A 17,692-nucleotide genomic window follows, 5' to 3' on the forward strand; every position below is an offset into this window, starting at 1 on the left:
TTAGGGTTTCCGAAGCAATCTTATAATTATATAATATTGCGAGGAAAATTAGGGACAGGTAATAGCTATCGTTTTTTAATAAACGGAATTATTATAGACCTATTATTTTGTCTGCTTTCGTCAGGATTACTTGTTTTTTTATGGATAACTATAAAAAAAAGATTGATTTTCAAGACATCGTCCCGTTCTTAGAAATAATAAGTGTTAACAATAGAATAAAATATTTTGCTTTTTTTGATAGAGTTTGTAAAATATAAGATGATTTAGTTAGAGGAATCTTAATACGATTAGAGGATTTTAGAAAAATAAGTTAGGGAAAATGTTTCCATTTTCCCTCGAACATCTTCCATTTCAACCTATCTTTTCTTACTCTTATTCGGAAACTTCATTTTGTAATCCGTTTGGATATTTCCTTTAGAAATCGCATCCAGTTTGCCTTTAAGCATCGTTTTACGTAGAATACTTACTTTATCTGTAAAGAGTTTTCCTTCAATGTGATCATATTCGTGCTGAATAACGCGTGCTGGCATTCCATCAACATCATCTGTGTGCTCCACCCAGTTCTCATCAAAATATTTTACTTTGATGTTCGGCTTGCGCATAATGTTTTCGCGGATGTCAGGAATGCTCAAACAGCCTTCATTGAAACTCCAAGCCTCACCAGTTTCTTCTAAAATCTGAGCGTTTATAAATACCCTTTTGTAACCCGGTTTCCCATTATCATCATCGCCAGTATCTACAATAAATAAACGGATTGGCAAACCAACTTGAGGGGCAGCAAGGCCAACGCCATTAGCATAGTACATGGTATCGAACATATTGCTAATCAGTTGTTTTAATTCTGGATAATCTTTGTCTATATCGGTTCCAATTTTTTTTAATACTGGATCTCCGTAAGCTACTATTGGTAATTTCATTGTGTAATCTATTTTTTATATCGGTCGTCATTGCGAGGCACGAAGCAATCCCACAACAATCGCTCTAACCTAGCGCTTTAAGATGGCTTCGTGCCTCGCAATGACGAGTAGTCGAATGGTGAAACCACAATTGCGACGCACATTATTTTTACAAAAATAAGAATTATTCCAATATTGGGCTGAAAGTAAAAATATTCAGTTTTTCAATATCTAAAACTTCGTTTGCAATTTGGGCTACTTCTTGCGTAGTAACCTGATTAATTTTTTCAAAAACTCTTTCTAACGAATCAATTTTATTGTGATCGATCAAGCTTTTAGCCATCGAAATAATCAAACCGATTCTGTTCTCTTCGCCTAGCGCAATCTGACCAATAAACTTGTTTTTCGCCTTTAGCAACTGCAATTCGTTGAGCGGATTATCCCTTAGCTTCTTAATTTCTTTAAAAATTAAGGATAACGCTCTCTGTTGCTTTTCTTTATCGGTTCCAAAGTAAATAGAAAATATCCCAGTATCACTTAACGGAGAAAAATTAGATTCAATTGTGTAAGCAATTCCGTACTTTTCCCTAATTTGAAGATTTAAAACAGAACTCATTCCATTGCCACCAAAATAGTTATTTAGCAACATTAAACCCGCTTTATTTTTGTTGTGGGTAGAATAAGTTTGTGTACCCAAAATACAATGCGCTTGCATAATCGGCTTATAAATGGTAGTACTGCTTTGAGGTAAAATAGCAGGTTTTATTCTGTTTTGTGTTGGCGAATTTTCTACAACATCAGCAAAATGCTTGGTGCCTTTTTTTGTTACACTATTAAAGCTGTAGTTCCCTAAAACGGCAATAACAATTTCGTTGGTTCTATAATTCGCCTTGCGGAAATTGATAATATCTTCTCTGGTAAAATTCTGAACGCTTTCTGTTGTGCCTAAAATGTTATTTCCCAGAGCATTGCCTGCAAAAAGCATGTCTTCGAAATCATCGTTTATTGCTTCTTCAGGTTGATCTAAATAAGATGCAATCTCATCTAAAATAACACTTTTCTCTTTATCCATTTCATCTTTGGGAAAGGTAGAATGGAAAATAATATCATTAAAAAGATCTAAAGTTCTATCTAAGTAAGGATTTAAAAAAGAGGCATGAACACAGGTATATTCTTTGGTTGTATAAGCATTTAAATCTGCACCAACACTTTCCAAACGGTTTAAAATTTGATTGGTACTTCGTTTTTCCGTACGCTTAAAAATGAGGTGCTCGATAAAATGTGCTAAGCCTGCTTTGTTTTCCGGCTCATCTCTAGAGCCCGTATTTACAATTATGCAGGCATGAGAAATGGCGGAAGCCGAAGGCACATGAAGTAAGCGGATGCCGTTGGGCAAGGTATGAACATTGTATTCCATTGGGGGGCAAAGATAAGGCTTATTGCTTACAATGCCTCGGTTTCTGGGTATTGCAATTGTAAATCAGAAATCACTTTATCTTTTGTTGGCCTACTGCGAATTAGGAAAAACAAACTTATTCCACCAAAAATTAGGAAGAAAGCGTTTGTTGTAATCAAAAAACCAACAATATTTAAAAGTGCGCCACCCTCTAAAAGCGCTGAACCTACAATAAATGCGCTTTGATATTGTGCTATTTTAGAATCTAAGAAATCGGATGGATTGATTTTAGAAATTAACATCTTTTTTAAAAAAATGCTTCCTGCTAAAGTAGCCAATCCCATTATTGGGAAAATAGGGTTAAAGGGAAATGTGGTTTCAAATTTGGCATCAAAGATCATTCTATCTTTATTGAGCAGAATGGTAACCATAGCAAATAAAAATACACCAGAGCAAAGTGCAAGGTGAATGATTTGGAGCGTTTTTAGTTTTGAATTCATAAAAATTTAAGGTAAAACTTTGACAACTTGATCCGAATTGGGCAGATCAAATTGCCAAAGTTAAATTATACTATTTATTTATTCCCTCCAGAGCAAAGAAAAAAGCATAACCTAAAGCTTCTTCCTTTAAATAATCGAAACGGCCAGATGCACCACCATGACCAAATTCCATATTCGTTTTCAGGAATAAAACATTCTTATCGGTTTTATTTGCTCTAAGTTTTGCAACCCATTTTGCTGGTTCGAAATATTGAACCTGACTATCATGCAAACCCGTAGTAACGAGCATATTTGGATAAGCTTTTTTCTCTACGTTTTCGTATGGAGAATAACTTTTCATGTAATCGTAAGCATCTTTTTTCTTAGGATTTCCCCATTCGTCGAACTCATTGGTGGTTAGCGGAATACTTTCATCCAGCATGGTATTAACCACATCAACAAAAGGAACATCGGCAATTACACCGTTCCATAAATCTGGCGCAAGGTTAACAATAGCACCCATTAATAATCCACCAGCACTACCGCCATTGGCATAAAGATGTCCTTTGCTTGTGTATTTTTGATCAACTAGATATTCTCCGCAGGCAATAAAATCAGTGAAAGTATTTTTCTTTTTCATCAATTCACCGTCTTCATACCATTGTCGCCCAAGCTCTTGCCCGCCACGAACATTTGCAATAGCGAAAACAAAACCGCGGTTAAGCAGGCTTAATCTTGGTGTAGAAAAATATACATCAGAGTTTGCGCCATAAGAACCATATCCATAAAGGAGTAATGGCGATTTTCCGTTCTTTTCAAAGCCCTTTTTGTAGACTAAGGCAATGGGTACTTTTGTTCCATCTTTAGCGGTGGCGAAAACACGTTCTGTAACATATTCTTTCGGATCATAACCGCCAACAACTTCTTGTTGCTTCATTAAATGCTGATCGCGTTTCTCTAAATTATAATCGTAAATAGAATTTGGAGTAGTTAAGGAGGTATAAGAATAACGCAAAGTTTTACTGTCGTATTCTGGATTGGTGCCTACCCCTGCATCATAAGCAGGCTCATCAAATTTGATGTAATAATCGCTCCCATCTTTTTTGAGTACACGCAATTCGGTTAACCCATTCTTACGTTCCGATAGAACAACATAATCTTTAAACTCATCTGCACCTTCTAAAAGCACATCTTTACGATTCGGAATTACCTCTTTCCAGTTCTCCTTTTCGGTTTTATCCAGCGGGCATTCCATCAAACGGAAGTTTTTTGCGTTCCAATTAGTGCGTATTAAAAATTTTCCATCAACGGGATAAACATCGTAAAGCACATCTTTAGAACGAGGGGAAAAAACTTTGAAATTTGCTTCAGGATGGTCTGCATCAAGCATTCTCATTTCAGAAGTCAGCGTACCTTCCGACCCGATTAAAATGAATTTACCATTTTTAGATTTTCCTACACCAATATAATTTGTGTTATCCTTTTCATCATAAACAACCAGATCGGTAATGGCGTCGGCCCCCAGCGTATGTTTTTTAATTTTTTCGCTTAATAAAGTAACCGGATTATTAGCCGTGTAAAAAAGCGTTTTGTTATCGTTTGCCCAAACTGTCCTTCCGCTGGTGTTGGTTACAGCATCTTTATAAACTTCGCCAGTCTCTAAGTTTTTAATGTTGATGGTATATTGCCTGCGAGAAACTTTATCAACCCCAAAAGCTAAAAGCTTATTATCAGGGCTTATACTGAAACCGGTTGCGCTGTAATAAGCATGCCCTTTTGCTAAGTCATCAACATCTAAAAGAATTTCTTCTTTTGCAGTTAAACTGCCTTTTTTGCGACAATATTTAAAGTATTGTTTTCCATCTTCCGTTCTTGAATAATAGAAATAACCATTTTTGAAAATAGGAACCGACTCATCTTTTTCCTTAATTCTTCCCTTCATTTCTGCAAACAAATCTGCCTGAAACTGATCAGTTCCCTTCATCATTGTATTTAAGTAGGTGTTTTCTGCTTTCAGGTAATCAACAACTTTGGTGCTATCTGGTCCTTTTTTAAAATAGTCAATCATCCAATAATAGTTATCTACCACGGTATCGCCATGTAAAATTCTTTTATGCGGAATAATTTCTGCCACAGGGGCTTTAGCATCGGGCCATTTATACGTTTCCATTTCTTTTTTCTTTGGGTTGTTGCACGCTGTTATTGCACTTAGCAAAAGCAGGCTAGGTAAAATAAGTTTCATAATGCTGGTTTGGTTGAGGTTGATGCAATATAAAAAAAAATTATTGGAGATTTTTTTTTGGAAATGAGTGGTTCGGTTTTCCATGGGGGAATACGGCCCCGCTTTCCCCACTGCCACGAAAAGTGGCATTTGTACTATCGGGTTTATTGAACAATGGTTGTAACTTTTGGCAAAATAACTGCCCCTTGCCAAAAAATTAATTAACCACAGATGAAATAGTTTGATGACTAAAATCTGTGATTATCTGCGTGCATCTGTGGTTAAAAAAACTTAAGTTGATAACATTGGTGGTTGGTGGTGGTTATATCTTCATTGCCGTTCGGCTTCAGCCAACAGAACCTTAATTGCCATTTTGTTAAAAATGCACCTCACAATTGATATTCATGTGATTTAGAAAAAATAGATGTTAAATTGCCACATCAAATTGTTTTTAGCGTAATAATGAAGTTAGGGTACAAAAAAATTGTTGTTAAAGTAGGTTCGAATGTAATCACACAAGCTAATGGATTACCAGATGAAGCAAGAATTAATCATCTAGTTAATCAGTTGGCTGAGATTAAAAAACTTGGTATTGAGGTGATTTTGGTTTCTTCTGGAGCAGTAGCTTCTGGCAGAAGTTTAATTAAAGTTTCCGAAAAACAAGATGCCATAACCACCCGTCAATTATTGGCTTCGATTGGGCAGGTAAAATTGATTAATACCTATTCTAATTTCTTTGCAGAGCACGATATAAAATGCGCCCAGGTATTGGTTACCAAAGAAGATTTTCGAGATCGGGCACATTACCTAAACATGAAAAACTGCCTACAGATTTTGCTTCAACATGATGTAATTCCTGTAGTAAACGAGAACGATGTGGTTTCGGTAACCGAGCTAATGTTTACCGATAATGATGAGCTGGCTGGGCTAATTGCCTCTATGTTAAATGCAGATGCACTGATTATTCTTTCCAATGTAAATGGGATTTATAACGGTGATCCTAAAGTAGAAGGATCAGAAGTTATTCAAGAAATAAAAGGTTCTGTTTCCAATCTTGCATCTTTTATCCAAACCGGAAAATCACAGTTTGGTCGTGGTGGAATGATTACCAAATCTACCATGGCGCAAAAAGTTGCCAAACTTGGCATTACGGTTCACATTGCTAACGGAACAACAGATAATGTACTTACAGCTTTGTTAAATAATGAATTGATTCACACTCGTTTTGTTCCTGAGAAAAGCAAATCGGGCAAAAAGAAGTGGATTGCACATTCAGAAACTTCGGCAACAGGAATTGTTCAGCTAAACGATGGCGCTAAAAGTGTTCTTACATCTGGTAAGGCAACAAGTTTATTGCCCGTTGGAATTATTGCCATTCAGTCTGATTTCTTAAAAGGCGATATCATTAAAATCGTTGATGAAAAGAATAATCTTATAGGTTTGGGAATTGCAGAATATGGCTCGGATAAAGCCAAAGAAAGAATAGGACAGAAAAAACAGAAACCTTTAGTGCATTACGATTATTTTTACTCGGCAATTTAAATATTCAACCACAGAGCACACAAAGAACAAGAAGTCATATTTATAATTCTCTGTGAAAACTCAGTGTGCTCTGTGGTAAAAAGATAAAAAATGAACTACAAACAATACTTCGAAAACGCAAAGCAAGCTAGTCGCACCATGACAAGCATTTCTAAAGAAACAACCAACGCTGTTTTAGCAGACTTGGCCGAAACTTTGGTTTTGCATAGCGAAGAAATCCTGAGTGAAAACGCAAAGGATTTAGCAAAAATGCCAATTGAAGATCCGAAGTATGATCGATTAAAACTGACCAAAGAGCGCATCAATGATATAGCAAATGATGTTAAAAATGTAGTTAGTTTGGTAAGTCCACTGGGTGAAATACTTTCGGATAAAGTTCTAGAGAATAAACTTCAGATTCAAAAAATTAAAGTTCCGCTTGGGGTTGTTGGCGTAATTTACGAAGCACGACCAAATGTTACTGCAGATGTTTTTTCGCTTTGCTTTAAAACAGGAAATATTGCCGTTTTAAAAGGTGGAAGTGATGCAGAATTCTCGAATTTGGCTATTGCTAAAGTAATTCATGAAGTACTGGAAAAGCATGAAGTTAATCTTGATGTTTTAACTTTATTGCCCGCAGAACGAACCGCAACCGAAGCTTTATTAAACGCTAGAGGTTTTGTTGATGTGCTGATTCCTCGTGGAAGTCAATCGCTAATTAATTACGTTCGGGAGAATAGTAAAATCCCTGTTATTGAAACTGGAGCTGGAATTGTGCATACCTATTTTGATGAATCAGGAGATTTAGAAAAGGGAAAAGCCATTATTTTTAATGCAAAAACAAGAAGAGTTAGCGTTTGTAATTCGTTGGATTGTGTGTTGATAAACCAAAACAGATTGGAAGATTTGGTAGAACTGCTCTTGCCCTTGGCCGAAGGAGATGTGGAGCTGTTTGCAGATGAAAAAAGCTACAATCTTTTGAAGGCATCTTATCCAGCAGAACTTTTAAATCCAGCAACACCAGAACACTTCGGGACTGAATTTTTATCGTTAAAACTTGCCGTTAAAGTGGTTGATGATTTAGAAGACGCCTTAAATCACATTGCAAATTATAGTTCGAAACATAGTGAAGCCATCATTTCTGAAGATGCGGAAAACATTGCTAAGTTTTTAAATCAGGTAGATGCAGCTGCGGTTTATGCAAACGCTTCTACAGGTTTTACGGATGGCGCACAGTTTGGTTTAGGCGCAGAAATTGGAATCAGCACTCAAAAACTTCACGCCCGCGGACCCATGGGGTTAGAAGAATTAACCAGTTATAAATGGGTTGTTAGGGGCGATGGGCAAGTAAGGAAGTAATAAGCCCCAACCTTTGAAAGGTTGTGCTTTGGCTTGTTTTGCATGCCCTCCCCAAAGGGAAGGGAAACAGACGTTGTCGGTGAAACCATAGCTCAAAGTACATTTTTTATATTGAAAAGTTAAGCTTTGGTTACAGCAAATTGCTAAACCCACAATCCACCGAATAAAAAAATACTTCTACTTAAAGTCCTCCCCTCGGGGGAGGATTTAGGAGGGGCTTCTATACCTCAAAAACCTCGCCTCTTTCTGGCGCTACCACATCAAAACCTTCCTCTTTTAAAGCATCAGACAAGCTTTGCAAACTCTTATCTTCTCCATGTACTAGAAAAACTTTTTTAGGTCGGCCGGTTTGTTTAACCGTTCTAACCAAATCATCATGATCGCCGTGGCCGCTAAGTAAATCAGTTTGACGAATGGTTGCGTAAATCATCATTTCACGGTCTTTAATTCTTACAATTGGTGCACCACTTAATAATTTGTATCCCAAGGTACCTTTGGCGCAATAACCGATAAAAAGTAGGGTACAGTAATAATTTTGAATATTGTAATAAAGGTGATCTTGGATTCTCCCCCCTTCCAACATTCCTGCAGAAGAAATGATAATGCAGGGATCAAAGTAATTGGAAACATCTTTACTTTCTTTCATGGTATGAACATAAGCCAAATGCTCAAATTCAAATTCATCGCCCATGGTTTTATAAAAATCTTTAGCTTCCTGATTAACCAAATTGTGGTGTTTTCTGTAAACATCTGTAGCTTGAATTGCCATGGGGCTATCTACAAAAATCTGTACTGGAGGTAACAATTTTTTGGTAAAAATCTGGTTTAGTGCAAACACCAAAGATTGGGTTCTTCCAATACTAAAAGCAGGAATGATCAATCGCCCGGGGCTTTTAATGCAGGCTTCTGTAATTTCCTGAACCAATCGTTCTTCTAAAGTTTGATCTTTGGTATGGTAACGGCCGCCATAAGTAGATTCGCAAACAAAATAATCGACTTCTGGAATCGGTTCTGGTTTAACTAAAACTGGATAATTTTCCCTGCCAATGTCTCCAGAGAAGGCAATTTTCTTTTCTTCTCCTTGATCGTTTATCGTTAAAACAGCAGCAGCGGCGCCTAATAAATGGCCAACTGGAATAAACGTTAAGCTGATATCGCCATTAATGCGGAAAGGTTTATTAAAAGCAATGGTTACAAAACGATCGATGGTATCCATTACGTGCTTGTGCAGGTACAATGGCTTTGGCCCACTAAAATTACCCCGTTTGGTACGAGGCTTACGGCCTTGTTTTCTTAGAAAAAGCTCTACAGAATCGAACAATAAAATAGAAGCTAAATCTGCCGTTGGTGGCGTACAAAGTACTTGTCCATCAAAACCCAACCTCACCAAAGTGGGTAAATTTCCTGAGTGATCTATGTGTGCGTGGGTTAAAATAACTAAATTTATACTGGCCGGATCGAATGGAAATTGTTGGTTTTCTTCTTGATAGGTATCCTTTTCGTAATCTAATCCGCAATCGACCAAAATTTTATAATGGCCAACTTCTAGCAGGTGCATACTTCCTGTTACCTGTTGCGCAGCGCCCCAAAACGTTAACTTCATCTTTCTTTTCTGTAGGGTAAATTGTTTTGTGTAAAGTAGTATAATTGATGGAATTTTTAAACAATACGACGTAATTTTTTGGTTAAGGCGAGTCTTTGTATCTCAACGCGATAAAAATTAATACTTTGATGTTGTTTTTTGAAAAGCTCCGAAGGAGTTCTTTTGGAACAATTGTACTAGTTTTTATGAACAATCAGTTACGCCTTTTTCTTCAAATCCGTACCTCGTACCTCGGTTTTGCGTTTTTTCCACTTCAGTTTGGTTTAGGATGGTAATTTTTCGCCAAAAGTATTATCGTTGTTATTAAACCCGACAATAGCGAGCACGCAGTGTTAACCTTTTTAGGTTTACAACGAAGTAAAGCGAATGGCGGGTCTGCAAACTGCTATGAAAACCGAACCATTCATTTCCAAATCATTTAAAGCAAAATGGTATTAATATTTTAAAGCCTTATCTTTGTAAGAAAACATCAGTAATGCAAGAACCTTTTGATATAGAAGTTGGCAAAACCACTTATTCGGTTTTTCCAGAAGGAAACGATACATACACCATTTTTAAAAATGGCAAAGAGCACATTCAAATTATGAAGGATACTTCTTCAATTTGGTTAAAAATGGATTATAAAACTGAACTGCCTATTTTTGAGGAAGATGAAGAGGTAAATGCAATTGGAATTGCAATCTCAAATTACGTTCCTGAGGAAGAGGATGAAGAAGAAGAGGAATTGTAGAAAATAAAAAAGTCCCGAATAAAATCGGGACTTTGTTTTAAGCAATTTAATTGGTGCAATTACCTAGTACAGTTTGCCGTCCAGGTTTGGCCATCTTTAGAAACGAGCATTTTCAGCGTACTCGCATCAATACTGATTCCTGTTAAGCCAGAACCAATACTTACGTAACTGTTATCGCCTGTTTTCTCGAATTTAACTCCAGTAATATCTGGAATATTGTTTCCGAAGTAAAAATTGTAAGTTTCGCCAACTTTGCTCACCGTAACTTTACCATCAGAACTGTTGATTGTTGTTTCTCCACTTCTGTAAGAAACCGTACCATTGTAAGTACCTACAAAGAAATCTTTATCGGCTGGATCTGTATCTTTTTTACAAGATACCATAACTGTTAATGCTATTAAAAGCATGCTAAAAATTTGAACTGTCTTTTTCATCTCTTTCACTTTTTTTATTTTTCAAATAGGTTATAAATGTAACAGCCTATTGACAATGACTATGCCAAAGAGATTATTTTGAGGGAGAAAACGATCAGAAAACTTAGTACAATAAATTTATTTTTTAATTTAAAGTACTGAAAGACAGTTGCTTGTTTTTAATTTCGTTCTTGAAATAAACTTGGTCTTAAATAAGCTGTAAAACTACAAACAAGCAGAAATCTTTTATTGATGAACTGTTTAGTTTAATGGAACTTTTATAAAATCAGATAATCGAATTACTTCTTATCCCGATTAAAAAATTTTTTAACCTAAGGAATATTTTCTATTTTGCTGGCATGTCTATTACGATTCGTAATATCGATAAATGCCAAACGCTCTATTAAATGAAATTTTCTGATAATTTACAAAAGTTACTTCCTTTTGGTTACCTTTTTCTTGTGGTGCTAGGAATACTTAAAGAGAGTATTTTTTATTATCAGATCGACATCAACATTTTGAAATATTCTAATCTGATGGATATTTTAATCAGCCCAATTGCAACTTTAACTTCTAACCTTGTTGTATTTATTGCAGTAATAATTTTCTCCATTATTTTGTATGCCTACCCAGCGTTTTTGGCAAAAAAGCTTGATAAAAAATGGGCTCAAAAATTATCGGGTTTAAAAAATTCAGAAACACTAAGCGAAGATCAAGTAAAAAATCATTTTACAAATTTTTTTGCGGTTCTTCTTGCATGCGGATTGTTTTCATTCTTTATTGGGATAGGATTTGGACAAGGAAAAGTTTTAGCCAAAAGGATAAATAACAGTTCAGTTAAGTATGATCATATTCTAAATTACAATAGTGGAGAGGCTGAAATAATTTACCTAATCGACGTAAATAGCGTTTACTATTTTTATGTATCTAAAGGAAGTAAAACCATTAAACTTGCACCAATTGGCTCAGTAAAAAACATAGAATTAACCTTAAATAAAAGATTAAAATGACCGAAATAAAACTAGAGGAATTGAGTAACGAGGAGTTACTAAAAAGAGAAAAAATGATAATCACAGTAACCTATACGCTTGCAGGTATGCTATTGTTATTATTTGGTTTGGGCATATTTTTAACTTTCAAAAAAGGTTTTACGGCATTAACCGTTGTTCCTATTGCGTTATTGCCAATTGTGATTATTAATTTTGGAAATATTAAAAAAATAAAAGCCGAACGAAAACTGAGGAATTTATAGTTACTCTTTGGTATAATTAGACGGGCCATTTACTTCAACTGGCTCACCTAAATATTGGGGTTTTCTTTTTCGCCAAACATCAATTACAGATTTGGTGATGGCCAAATATTCTCTAAAGGAAACATACTTATAGCCTAGATAGGTGCCGTTGTTAGCGGAAAATCCATACGATTTTATGCCGAGTTCGTTGCCAATGTAAACGCAACGATTGAGGTGATATTTTTGGCTAACTAAAATTGCGGTATCAACCTTGAAAATTTCCTTTGCTCTATACATGGTTGAGTAGCTATCGAAACCAGCATAATCAATATAAATTTTATTGGTGTCAACTCCATTTTCGTAGCAATACAGTTTCATAACGGTTAACTCATCGTGCTCATCTCTGCCGTTATCTCCCGATAAAAGTAGCTTATCGACTTTATGACTTTTGTAAAGCGAAATCCCAGCATCTAGCCTATCTTTTAAATATTTACTTGGTTTATTGCCGTTAATTCCTGCCCCGAAAATAATGGCGACTTTTGCTTTTGGAACATTGTTTTTAGAAGAGAATATTAGGCTATCTGTTGTAAGCTTTACATAAAAATTTGTGGCGACAACAGTAACAACACCAAGTAAAACAAGAATGCAAATAGGCTTTATGAATCGTATGAGTTTTTTCATTTATTTATATTCTACTCCGTTGTACTTTAGTTTTTTTATATTGTGTTTGATGGTTTTTTTTTCGATGCAGTCTTCCTTCACTGGAATATTTTTAGTGTAAACAATAGTTTCTTTTACAATTAAATTGTTTAACCCATTAGTTTTGTTGGCATCAATATCGATAACCGATTCGGTGTCTTCAAACTCGCCGGCGCAGTTCATATCCCATTCCCCATGAGCATCTGAAATAGTATAATTTTTTAAAATCCTTTTTAAAGATTTTGTCTCTACAACAAATAACGATAAATCTGTTTGACTATATGGATTAGGCCTGCTGCTACCGGTATAGCTAACCCGAATACCAAAAGCACGTGTTTCGGCAGTTAAATTATATAATCCTGTATCAATTATAATATTCGATAGTACTACTGCATCAGATGTCCAGGCGTTTTCTTCGTAATATTTGTACAATATTTTACCTGTAGTATTATCTGCAATGATAACATAGGCATCTAATTCGAAGTAACTGTTTCCGGATTCATCTTTCTCATTTTTTCTATATTTTGGAATCACCATTACGGTCTGTGATTTTGAATAGGGCAAAACCTTTTCTACATATAATTCCTCATTAATATCTTTTTCTTTCAACCCGAGTTGGCTCAATACTTTCTTTAATAAAAATTCTTGATCAAGCTTTCCTTTTCCAAACGAAAAAGCATGGGTAGCTAGGAAGAGGAATGAAAAAATAAACAATATTTTACGCATAAAGTATTTTTATAAATTGAAAGATAAAAAAAGCGAGGCTAAAAATGCAACAATGCTGATAATGAATATAGTTAAGGCAGAATTCTTTAAATTATTTATTCCTTTTTGTCTGAACTTGTTGAACTCCCAAAAAATGAATAAACTGTAAACGAAGCAAAAGCCCGTTGTCAATTTCAGAAATAAACTTAGCTCTCCAACAAATGAAAATTGGTCGTCTCTAATATTTCTTGGCAATAAGTATCCTGCAGAATTGTAAAAAATTAGAATCGCTAAAGAGAGAATCAACAATCTAATCAAGAAATAAGTTACTGCCGTTGATTTGAAATTTGGTTGTCTCATCGATTATTTTACGCCGTTTACATCAAAGGCTTTAATTACAAGGTCTCCAAGATGGCTATTTTCAAAAAGTACCTTATCAATTTTATATTTCTTGGTGATGGTTTCGCTTGGCATATCTTCCTTCATCGTATTGGTATTTGTTTCTTTATAAATCCCTTTCAGCACGTCTAAATCTAATTCCGTTTGCCCGCCAGCACCCATACTAAAGCTATTTATATTTACAAGTACCAATTCATTATTGATGTATTTATAACTGCTAAATAAATTTCCGGACGGCCCGGTACCATACATTTGAAATGTTAGAACGCCAAACTTGTCGATACCTACATTTTCAGTATCGTAAATTTGATAAACATCTGATCTATATTTCGGCTCAACTGCAGAAAAGGATTTTTTATCTAGGACATAGCTGTTATCGATTTGCCTTAACAATATAAGGCTGGCTCTTTTATCAATCGTATCCGTTTTTTTGATCAAAACAAGTACCTTATCCTTCCGCCCATCATGATTTAAATCGCCTTCGGCTTCCAGATCTATTGCATAATTTTTGGGGACGAAGCTTTTTGCATTTTTCCCCGATAATGGAAACGAGACTTCACCCGGCTCTACATTATCTGAAACATTTGAGGTGGTTGAATCTACAACTTTGGCAATAGCAATCGTATCTTGCTTTTCTGATTTTACCATGGGCTTTTCTCTATTGGTACAGGCTAAGAAAGTAGCAGTTATAGATAGAAAAACGGTTATAATTGTTGTTTTCATTTGGATTTTATTTCTTCAAAAAATCTTCTTCTTTTTTCATGCTGGTGAATTCTTTTTTATCCTCATCCCACAAATAGGCTAGATAGTAAACCTTTGTTGATCCAAGCTTTTCCTTGCATATACTAGAAATAAATAATTTACTATTGTTTTTGTATATGGCACTATCCTCGGCATTCGAGCAAGAATTCTCTTCTCCTAAGGGCAAATCGTAAATTTTACCATCTCGAGTATCTACCATAAAGCCCATTATACAGCTGGTTCCACAGCCAAAAGTTGCTAAAATGTAATTGCTGGCAAAGCCAACTTCATTCGTTTTGTAGGCTTCAATAATTCGGGTTTTAAAATCTTTAGCCTCTGGATAACTAGACCAAGCTATAGGCGCTTTAGCTTCATTTAATTCTGTATTGGATGCAAATTTTTCAAAATTAACACTGTCTGTATGATAAATCTCTTCATCATTATTTGCCTCTTTTGATTCAATTATGGAAGTATCTTTAACAATTGCTGTTTCCGTTACAGCTGTATCCTTTTTCAAAGAATCGTCTAGTTGATTGGCAGTTTTAGAGTCGTTTTTGCAACCGAGCATAATTATAGGGATTGCAAGTATGGCTATGATTTTTCTCATCATCTTGATATTAATTATATCTATTTGAAACCTGTACTATTATTTCATTGCGATAAATATCTCAACAACGGCATTTTCCGGATTTTGAGATTTTTCATCGTACACTTCGAAATCAGCAGTATAAGCCCTGTTCAAATCCATATTCCAAATTTTTTCCCATTCATTATATACAATACCCTGCATTAAATTCCCTTGGGCTAAAAATTTTTGGTACTGAGTAGTCTCAATTTTATTGCCTACCATTCCTTCGGGAATTTCACTTAAATCTTTAACCTCGCAACCTAATATCGTAGTATATGGTTTCGTATAATCTAGTTCGTAATCGGTATAAATGCTATAAACCGCAGTGGATATTTTGTTAGGAATTTTCGCTAAAATGTTATCAGTCATAAATTTGGCCCATAATTCTTGGATGTCTTTTCCAGCTTGTCCATTTTCGTTGGTTGTTCTTACCGAAATACCAATTACATTAAATGATTTAATTTCTTGCGTCGTCATGTTTAATTTTATTTTCGGCAAAGGTAGTCGGGTAAACTGACAGCCCTATGTCAAGGGTTATTTGGAAATGCTAAAAATATTTACGTCATCTCTTTCCAGCTTTCAAAATTTTGATAATTTTCTTATTCAGCACATCTGCATCACTTTCAAAATCATCTTCGAAACTTTTACCGATTTGGTAAGCTTTATTTGCTCCAGAGATTTTATAAATACTATAATTATTGGTTCCCGATAAGCCATAAGCCACAATAACGTTATGTTTTTTATCGTACTCTGGATTAACAACATTTTCGAAATCTTTGACTCGAGCAATCTTTTTGTTTTTAGGGTCTACCAGATATAAATAATAAAAGGAATTTCCTCCACGGCCTCCTGTTTCTGAAAAAATTAAAATGTCTTTTACACCATCACCGTTAAAATCTTTAAATTCTAAAAAGTCATTTTGAATTTTAATGAATAAACTATCTTTTAGAAACACAGTCTGTCCTTTGCTAAAACTAATTGTTGCATTATCTCCTGGCGTAACGTCGGCAACAGGACAGTTTTTTATGGTTACCACATAATTCTTATCTGTAAAAGGATGATATTTTTGCAAAACGCATTCTGTATCAGACTGGTTAACAAATTTCCCTTTAAATTGCTTTCGATTACTTATTGCTCCCTTTGTTGGAGTGCTTTCTTTCCGTTGAGCATTCGTTCTACAGAAGAAAATGCCGATTAAGATAAAAATGAAAAGGAAATTTTTCATAATATTTACTTTGTTAATTCCAGCTCATCCAAAGTGCCTTCTGTTTTGTTAAGCTCAACTAGTTTTTGGTTTAATTCTTTAATTTCGTTTTCTAAACCTGCTAAATTTTTAGGGCGTTCTAGTGTCCCTTTTTTTGTTGTAAGCGTTATTGGGTAAGCTTTAACAACGAGATCAAATTTTGAAAGATCTGCTATAGGATATTTGGCCGATTTCCATAAACTACTATGTGCAACTGCATCGCTCAATAAGGGCTGATGATATAGATCTTCTTCATTGGGCTTTACGCCAGATCCTGCATTGAAACTTCCTCCCTGTTGTTGAGAGGCAATTATCTTACCAGTAGCTTTTGAGTAAATATCAATTTGATACATATATTCTCCGATAATTTCGGAGCCGGTTTTATTCAGAAATGTTAAATCCAAAAATGGCGAAGGCCCGAAAAAGTCATCTTCGCTAATACTAACTTTGGTAAGCTTAAAGTTATCCAGATCTTTTGTTTTAGCTTTAAGTGCGATGCTCTGCTTAGTTAATGAATCAAGTTCTACTTGGGTATTTTTTATTTTTTCTGCTTTATCCTCTTTTAAAAATTCTTTGGCAAACTTTACAATGCCTGAATACGTTTTTCCGTCGACCATTTTTAATGAAATGTCATCAAAAGATTTTCCCTTATATAGTTCATCTTTCGGATGATTCCATTTCTCTTTCATGGCTTTTAATACCACAACACGTAAAGCCTTTTCCAAATTTTCTTTTTCGGATTTGCTTAATTTTTCTTCCATTTTAGCTTTGGATGCATTGAAAGAAGCTTCGTCTTTTCCAGACATTTTAGGGCCACAACTAGTTAACAAAGCACAGCAGATAGATAGAATTAGGATGTTGTTTTTCATAGGTTTAGGTTAATATGTTTAAGGATTGATTTCGATTTTTGTTCCGATGCTTACATTTGCATATAGCTCATCTATTTCGCTATTGGTTAATGCAATGCATCCATTTGTCCAATTATACCAACGTTGAAATTTATTAATAAAGCCCCTTCCATTTTTCAGGGCATGAATTTTCACGTCGCCTCCAGCAGATTTTCCGATTGCTTTGGCGTGGGCGAGATCTTTTGAGTTTGGATATGAAATGCCCAAGTTTTTGTGGTATCCGCTTTTATCGTTTTTGGCATTGATAAAATAAATCCCTTCTGGTGTTTTTTCATCGCCTTCAAATTCTTTGTGTCCTAACGGATTATTACCAAACGAAACAGTATAAGTTTTTAAAAGATTGCCATTAGAAAATGCCAATAATTGATGCTTAGATTTATTTACAATCAGCAAATTTACATCGGTATTTAAACTTAATTTTGGCTCGGGGTATAAGTTGTAGATAACCAAGCCAGTTATCAATACAATAAAAAGTAAAGCGAGTCTTTTCATCAATCTATTTCTTTTCCTTTCGAATGCT

19 protein-coding genes are annotated in these 17,692 nt (G+C 35.1%); 5 read left to right on the forward strand and 14 right to left on the reverse strand.

The window, feature by feature from the left end:
• Window positions 1-356: 356 nt before the first annotated feature.
• The 4 genes from def to H7U22_RS07270 all read right to left on the reverse strand — a co-directional run bounded on the left by def (window position 357) and on the right by H7U22_RS07270 (window position 5,013).
• Entirely contained in the window at window positions 357-917 is a 561-nt protein-coding gene (gene def / locus H7U22_RS07255; RefSeq protein WP_187070685.1) for a peptide deformylase, read from the reverse strand.
• 163 nt (window positions 918-1,080) lie between these two features.
• On the reverse strand, window positions 1,081-2,313 hold the full coding sequence (locus H7U22_RS07260; RefSeq protein ID WP_187070686.1) for a M16 family metallopeptidase: 1,233 nt from the start codon (window positions 2,311-2,313) through the stop codon (window positions 1,081-1,083).
• Window positions 2,314-2,339: 26 nt separating this feature from the next.
• The gene (locus H7U22_RS07265) at window positions 2,340-2,792 is read right to left on the reverse strand and encodes a hypothetical protein (RefSeq protein ID WP_187070687.1); all 453 of its coding nucleotides are present in this window, start codon (window positions 2,790-2,792) and stop codon (window positions 2,340-2,342) included.
• Window positions 2,793-2,862: 70 nt separating this feature from the next.
• Window positions 2,863-5,013: a S9 family peptidase gene (locus H7U22_RS07270; protein WP_187070688.1), complete on the reverse strand. Its 2,151-nt coding sequence runs from the start codon at window positions 5,011-5,013 to the stop codon at window positions 2,863-2,865.
• A gap of 441 nt (window positions 5,014-5,454) precedes the next feature.
• Here H7U22_RS07270 and proB point away from each other — a divergent pair, with 441 nt between their 5' ends.
• Both proB and H7U22_RS07280 read left to right on the forward strand, forming a co-directional pair.
• Complete coding sequence (gene proB / locus H7U22_RS07275; protein WP_187070689.1) at window positions 5,455-6,534, forward strand: glutamate 5-kinase; 1,080 nt, start codon at window positions 5,455-5,457, stop codon at window positions 6,532-6,534.
• Between the two features lie 90 nt (window positions 6,535-6,624).
• Window positions 6,625-7,872, forward strand: coding sequence for a glutamate-5-semialdehyde dehydrogenase (locus H7U22_RS07280; RefSeq protein WP_187070690.1), 1,248 nt, complete (start codon window positions 6,625-6,627; stop codon window positions 7,870-7,872).
• A 220-nt stretch (window positions 7,873-8,092) separates the two neighbouring features.
• On the opposite strand, the gene H7U22_RS07285 is transcribed toward H7U22_RS07280, so the two are convergent.
• Window positions 8,093-9,475 carry an MBL fold metallo-hydrolase RNA specificity domain-containing protein gene (locus tag H7U22_RS07285; RefSeq protein WP_187070691.1) on the reverse strand — a complete coding sequence of 461 codons (1,383 nt, stop codon included), beginning with the start codon at window positions 9,473-9,475 and terminating at the stop codon, window positions 8,093-8,095.
• Window positions 9,476-9,950: 475 nt separating this feature from the next.
• Between H7U22_RS07285 and H7U22_RS07290 the strand changes: the two genes are divergently transcribed.
• The gene (locus H7U22_RS07290) at window positions 9,951-10,205 is read left to right on the forward strand and encodes a hypothetical protein (protein WP_187070692.1); all 255 of its coding nucleotides are present in this window, start codon (window positions 9,951-9,953) and stop codon (window positions 10,203-10,205) included.
• Between the two features lie 59 nt (window positions 10,206-10,264).
• Here the strand turns inward: H7U22_RS07290 and H7U22_RS07295 are convergent, their stop codons facing one another.
• A complete protein-coding gene (locus H7U22_RS07295; RefSeq protein WP_187070693.1) occupies window positions 10,265-10,639 on the reverse strand; it encodes a hypothetical protein in 375 nt (124 codons plus the stop codon).
• Window positions 10,640-11,025: 386 nt separating this feature from the next.
• On the opposite strand from H7U22_RS07295, the gene H7U22_RS07300 reads away from it, so the two are divergent.
• Entirely contained in the window at window positions 11,026-11,628 is a 603-nt protein-coding gene (locus H7U22_RS07300) for a hypothetical protein (RefSeq protein WP_187070694.1), read from the forward strand.
• On the forward strand, window positions 11,625-11,870 hold the full coding sequence (locus H7U22_RS07305) for a redox-active disulfide protein 2 (RefSeq protein ID WP_187070695.1): 246 nt from the start codon (window positions 11,625-11,627) through the stop codon (window positions 11,868-11,870). The genes H7U22_RS07300 and H7U22_RS07305 overlap by 4 nt, the downstream gene beginning before the upstream one ends.
• Here the strand turns inward: H7U22_RS07305 and H7U22_RS07310 are convergent, their stop codons facing one another.
• The 8 genes from H7U22_RS07310 to H7U22_RS07345 form a co-directional block, all read right to left on the reverse strand.
• Window positions 11,871-12,530, reverse strand: a complete 660-nt coding sequence (locus H7U22_RS07310; RefSeq protein WP_187070696.1) for a SanA/YdcF family protein — start codon at window positions 12,528-12,530, stop codon at window positions 11,871-11,873.
• Window positions 12,531-13,274 (reverse strand): PA3715 family protein, encoded by a 744-nt coding sequence (locus tag H7U22_RS07315; RefSeq protein WP_187070697.1) that lies wholly within the window; start codon window positions 13,272-13,274, stop codon window positions 12,531-12,533.
• A gap of 342 nt (window positions 13,275-13,616) precedes the next feature.
• Window positions 13,617-14,375 (reverse strand): hypothetical protein, encoded by a 759-nt coding sequence (locus tag H7U22_RS07320; RefSeq protein WP_187070698.1) that lies wholly within the window; start codon window positions 14,373-14,375, stop codon window positions 13,617-13,619.
• A 7-nt stretch (window positions 14,376-14,382) separates the two neighbouring features.
• Entirely contained in the window at window positions 14,383-15,000 is a 618-nt protein-coding gene (locus H7U22_RS07325) for a hypothetical protein (protein WP_187070699.1), read from the reverse strand.
• Window positions 15,001-15,039: 39 nt separating this feature from the next.
• Window positions 15,040-15,498, reverse strand: a complete 459-nt coding sequence (locus H7U22_RS07330) for a GyrI-like domain-containing protein (protein ID WP_187070700.1) — start codon at window positions 15,496-15,498, stop codon at window positions 15,040-15,042.
• Window positions 15,499-15,583: 85 nt separating this feature from the next.
• Window positions 15,584-16,246 (reverse strand): XAC2610-related protein, encoded by a 663-nt coding sequence (locus H7U22_RS07335; RefSeq protein ID WP_187070701.1) that lies wholly within the window; start codon window positions 16,244-16,246, stop codon window positions 15,584-15,586.
• Between the two features lie 5 nt (window positions 16,247-16,251).
• On the reverse strand, window positions 16,252-17,133 hold the full coding sequence (locus H7U22_RS07340; RefSeq protein WP_187070702.1) for a hypothetical protein: 882 nt from the start codon (window positions 17,131-17,133) through the stop codon (window positions 16,252-16,254).
• An 18-nt stretch (window positions 17,134-17,151) separates the two neighbouring features.
• Entirely contained in the window at window positions 17,152-17,664 is a 513-nt protein-coding gene (locus H7U22_RS07345; protein ID WP_187070703.1) for a L,D-transpeptidase family protein, read from the reverse strand.
• Window positions 17,665-17,692: the final 28 nt, after the last annotated feature.

Origin of the sequence: Pedobacter fastidiosus (assembly GCF_014306625.1) — a bacterium.
GTDB lineage: Bacteria > Bacteroidota > Bacteroidia > Sphingobacteriales > Sphingobacteriaceae > Pedobacter > Pedobacter fastidiosus.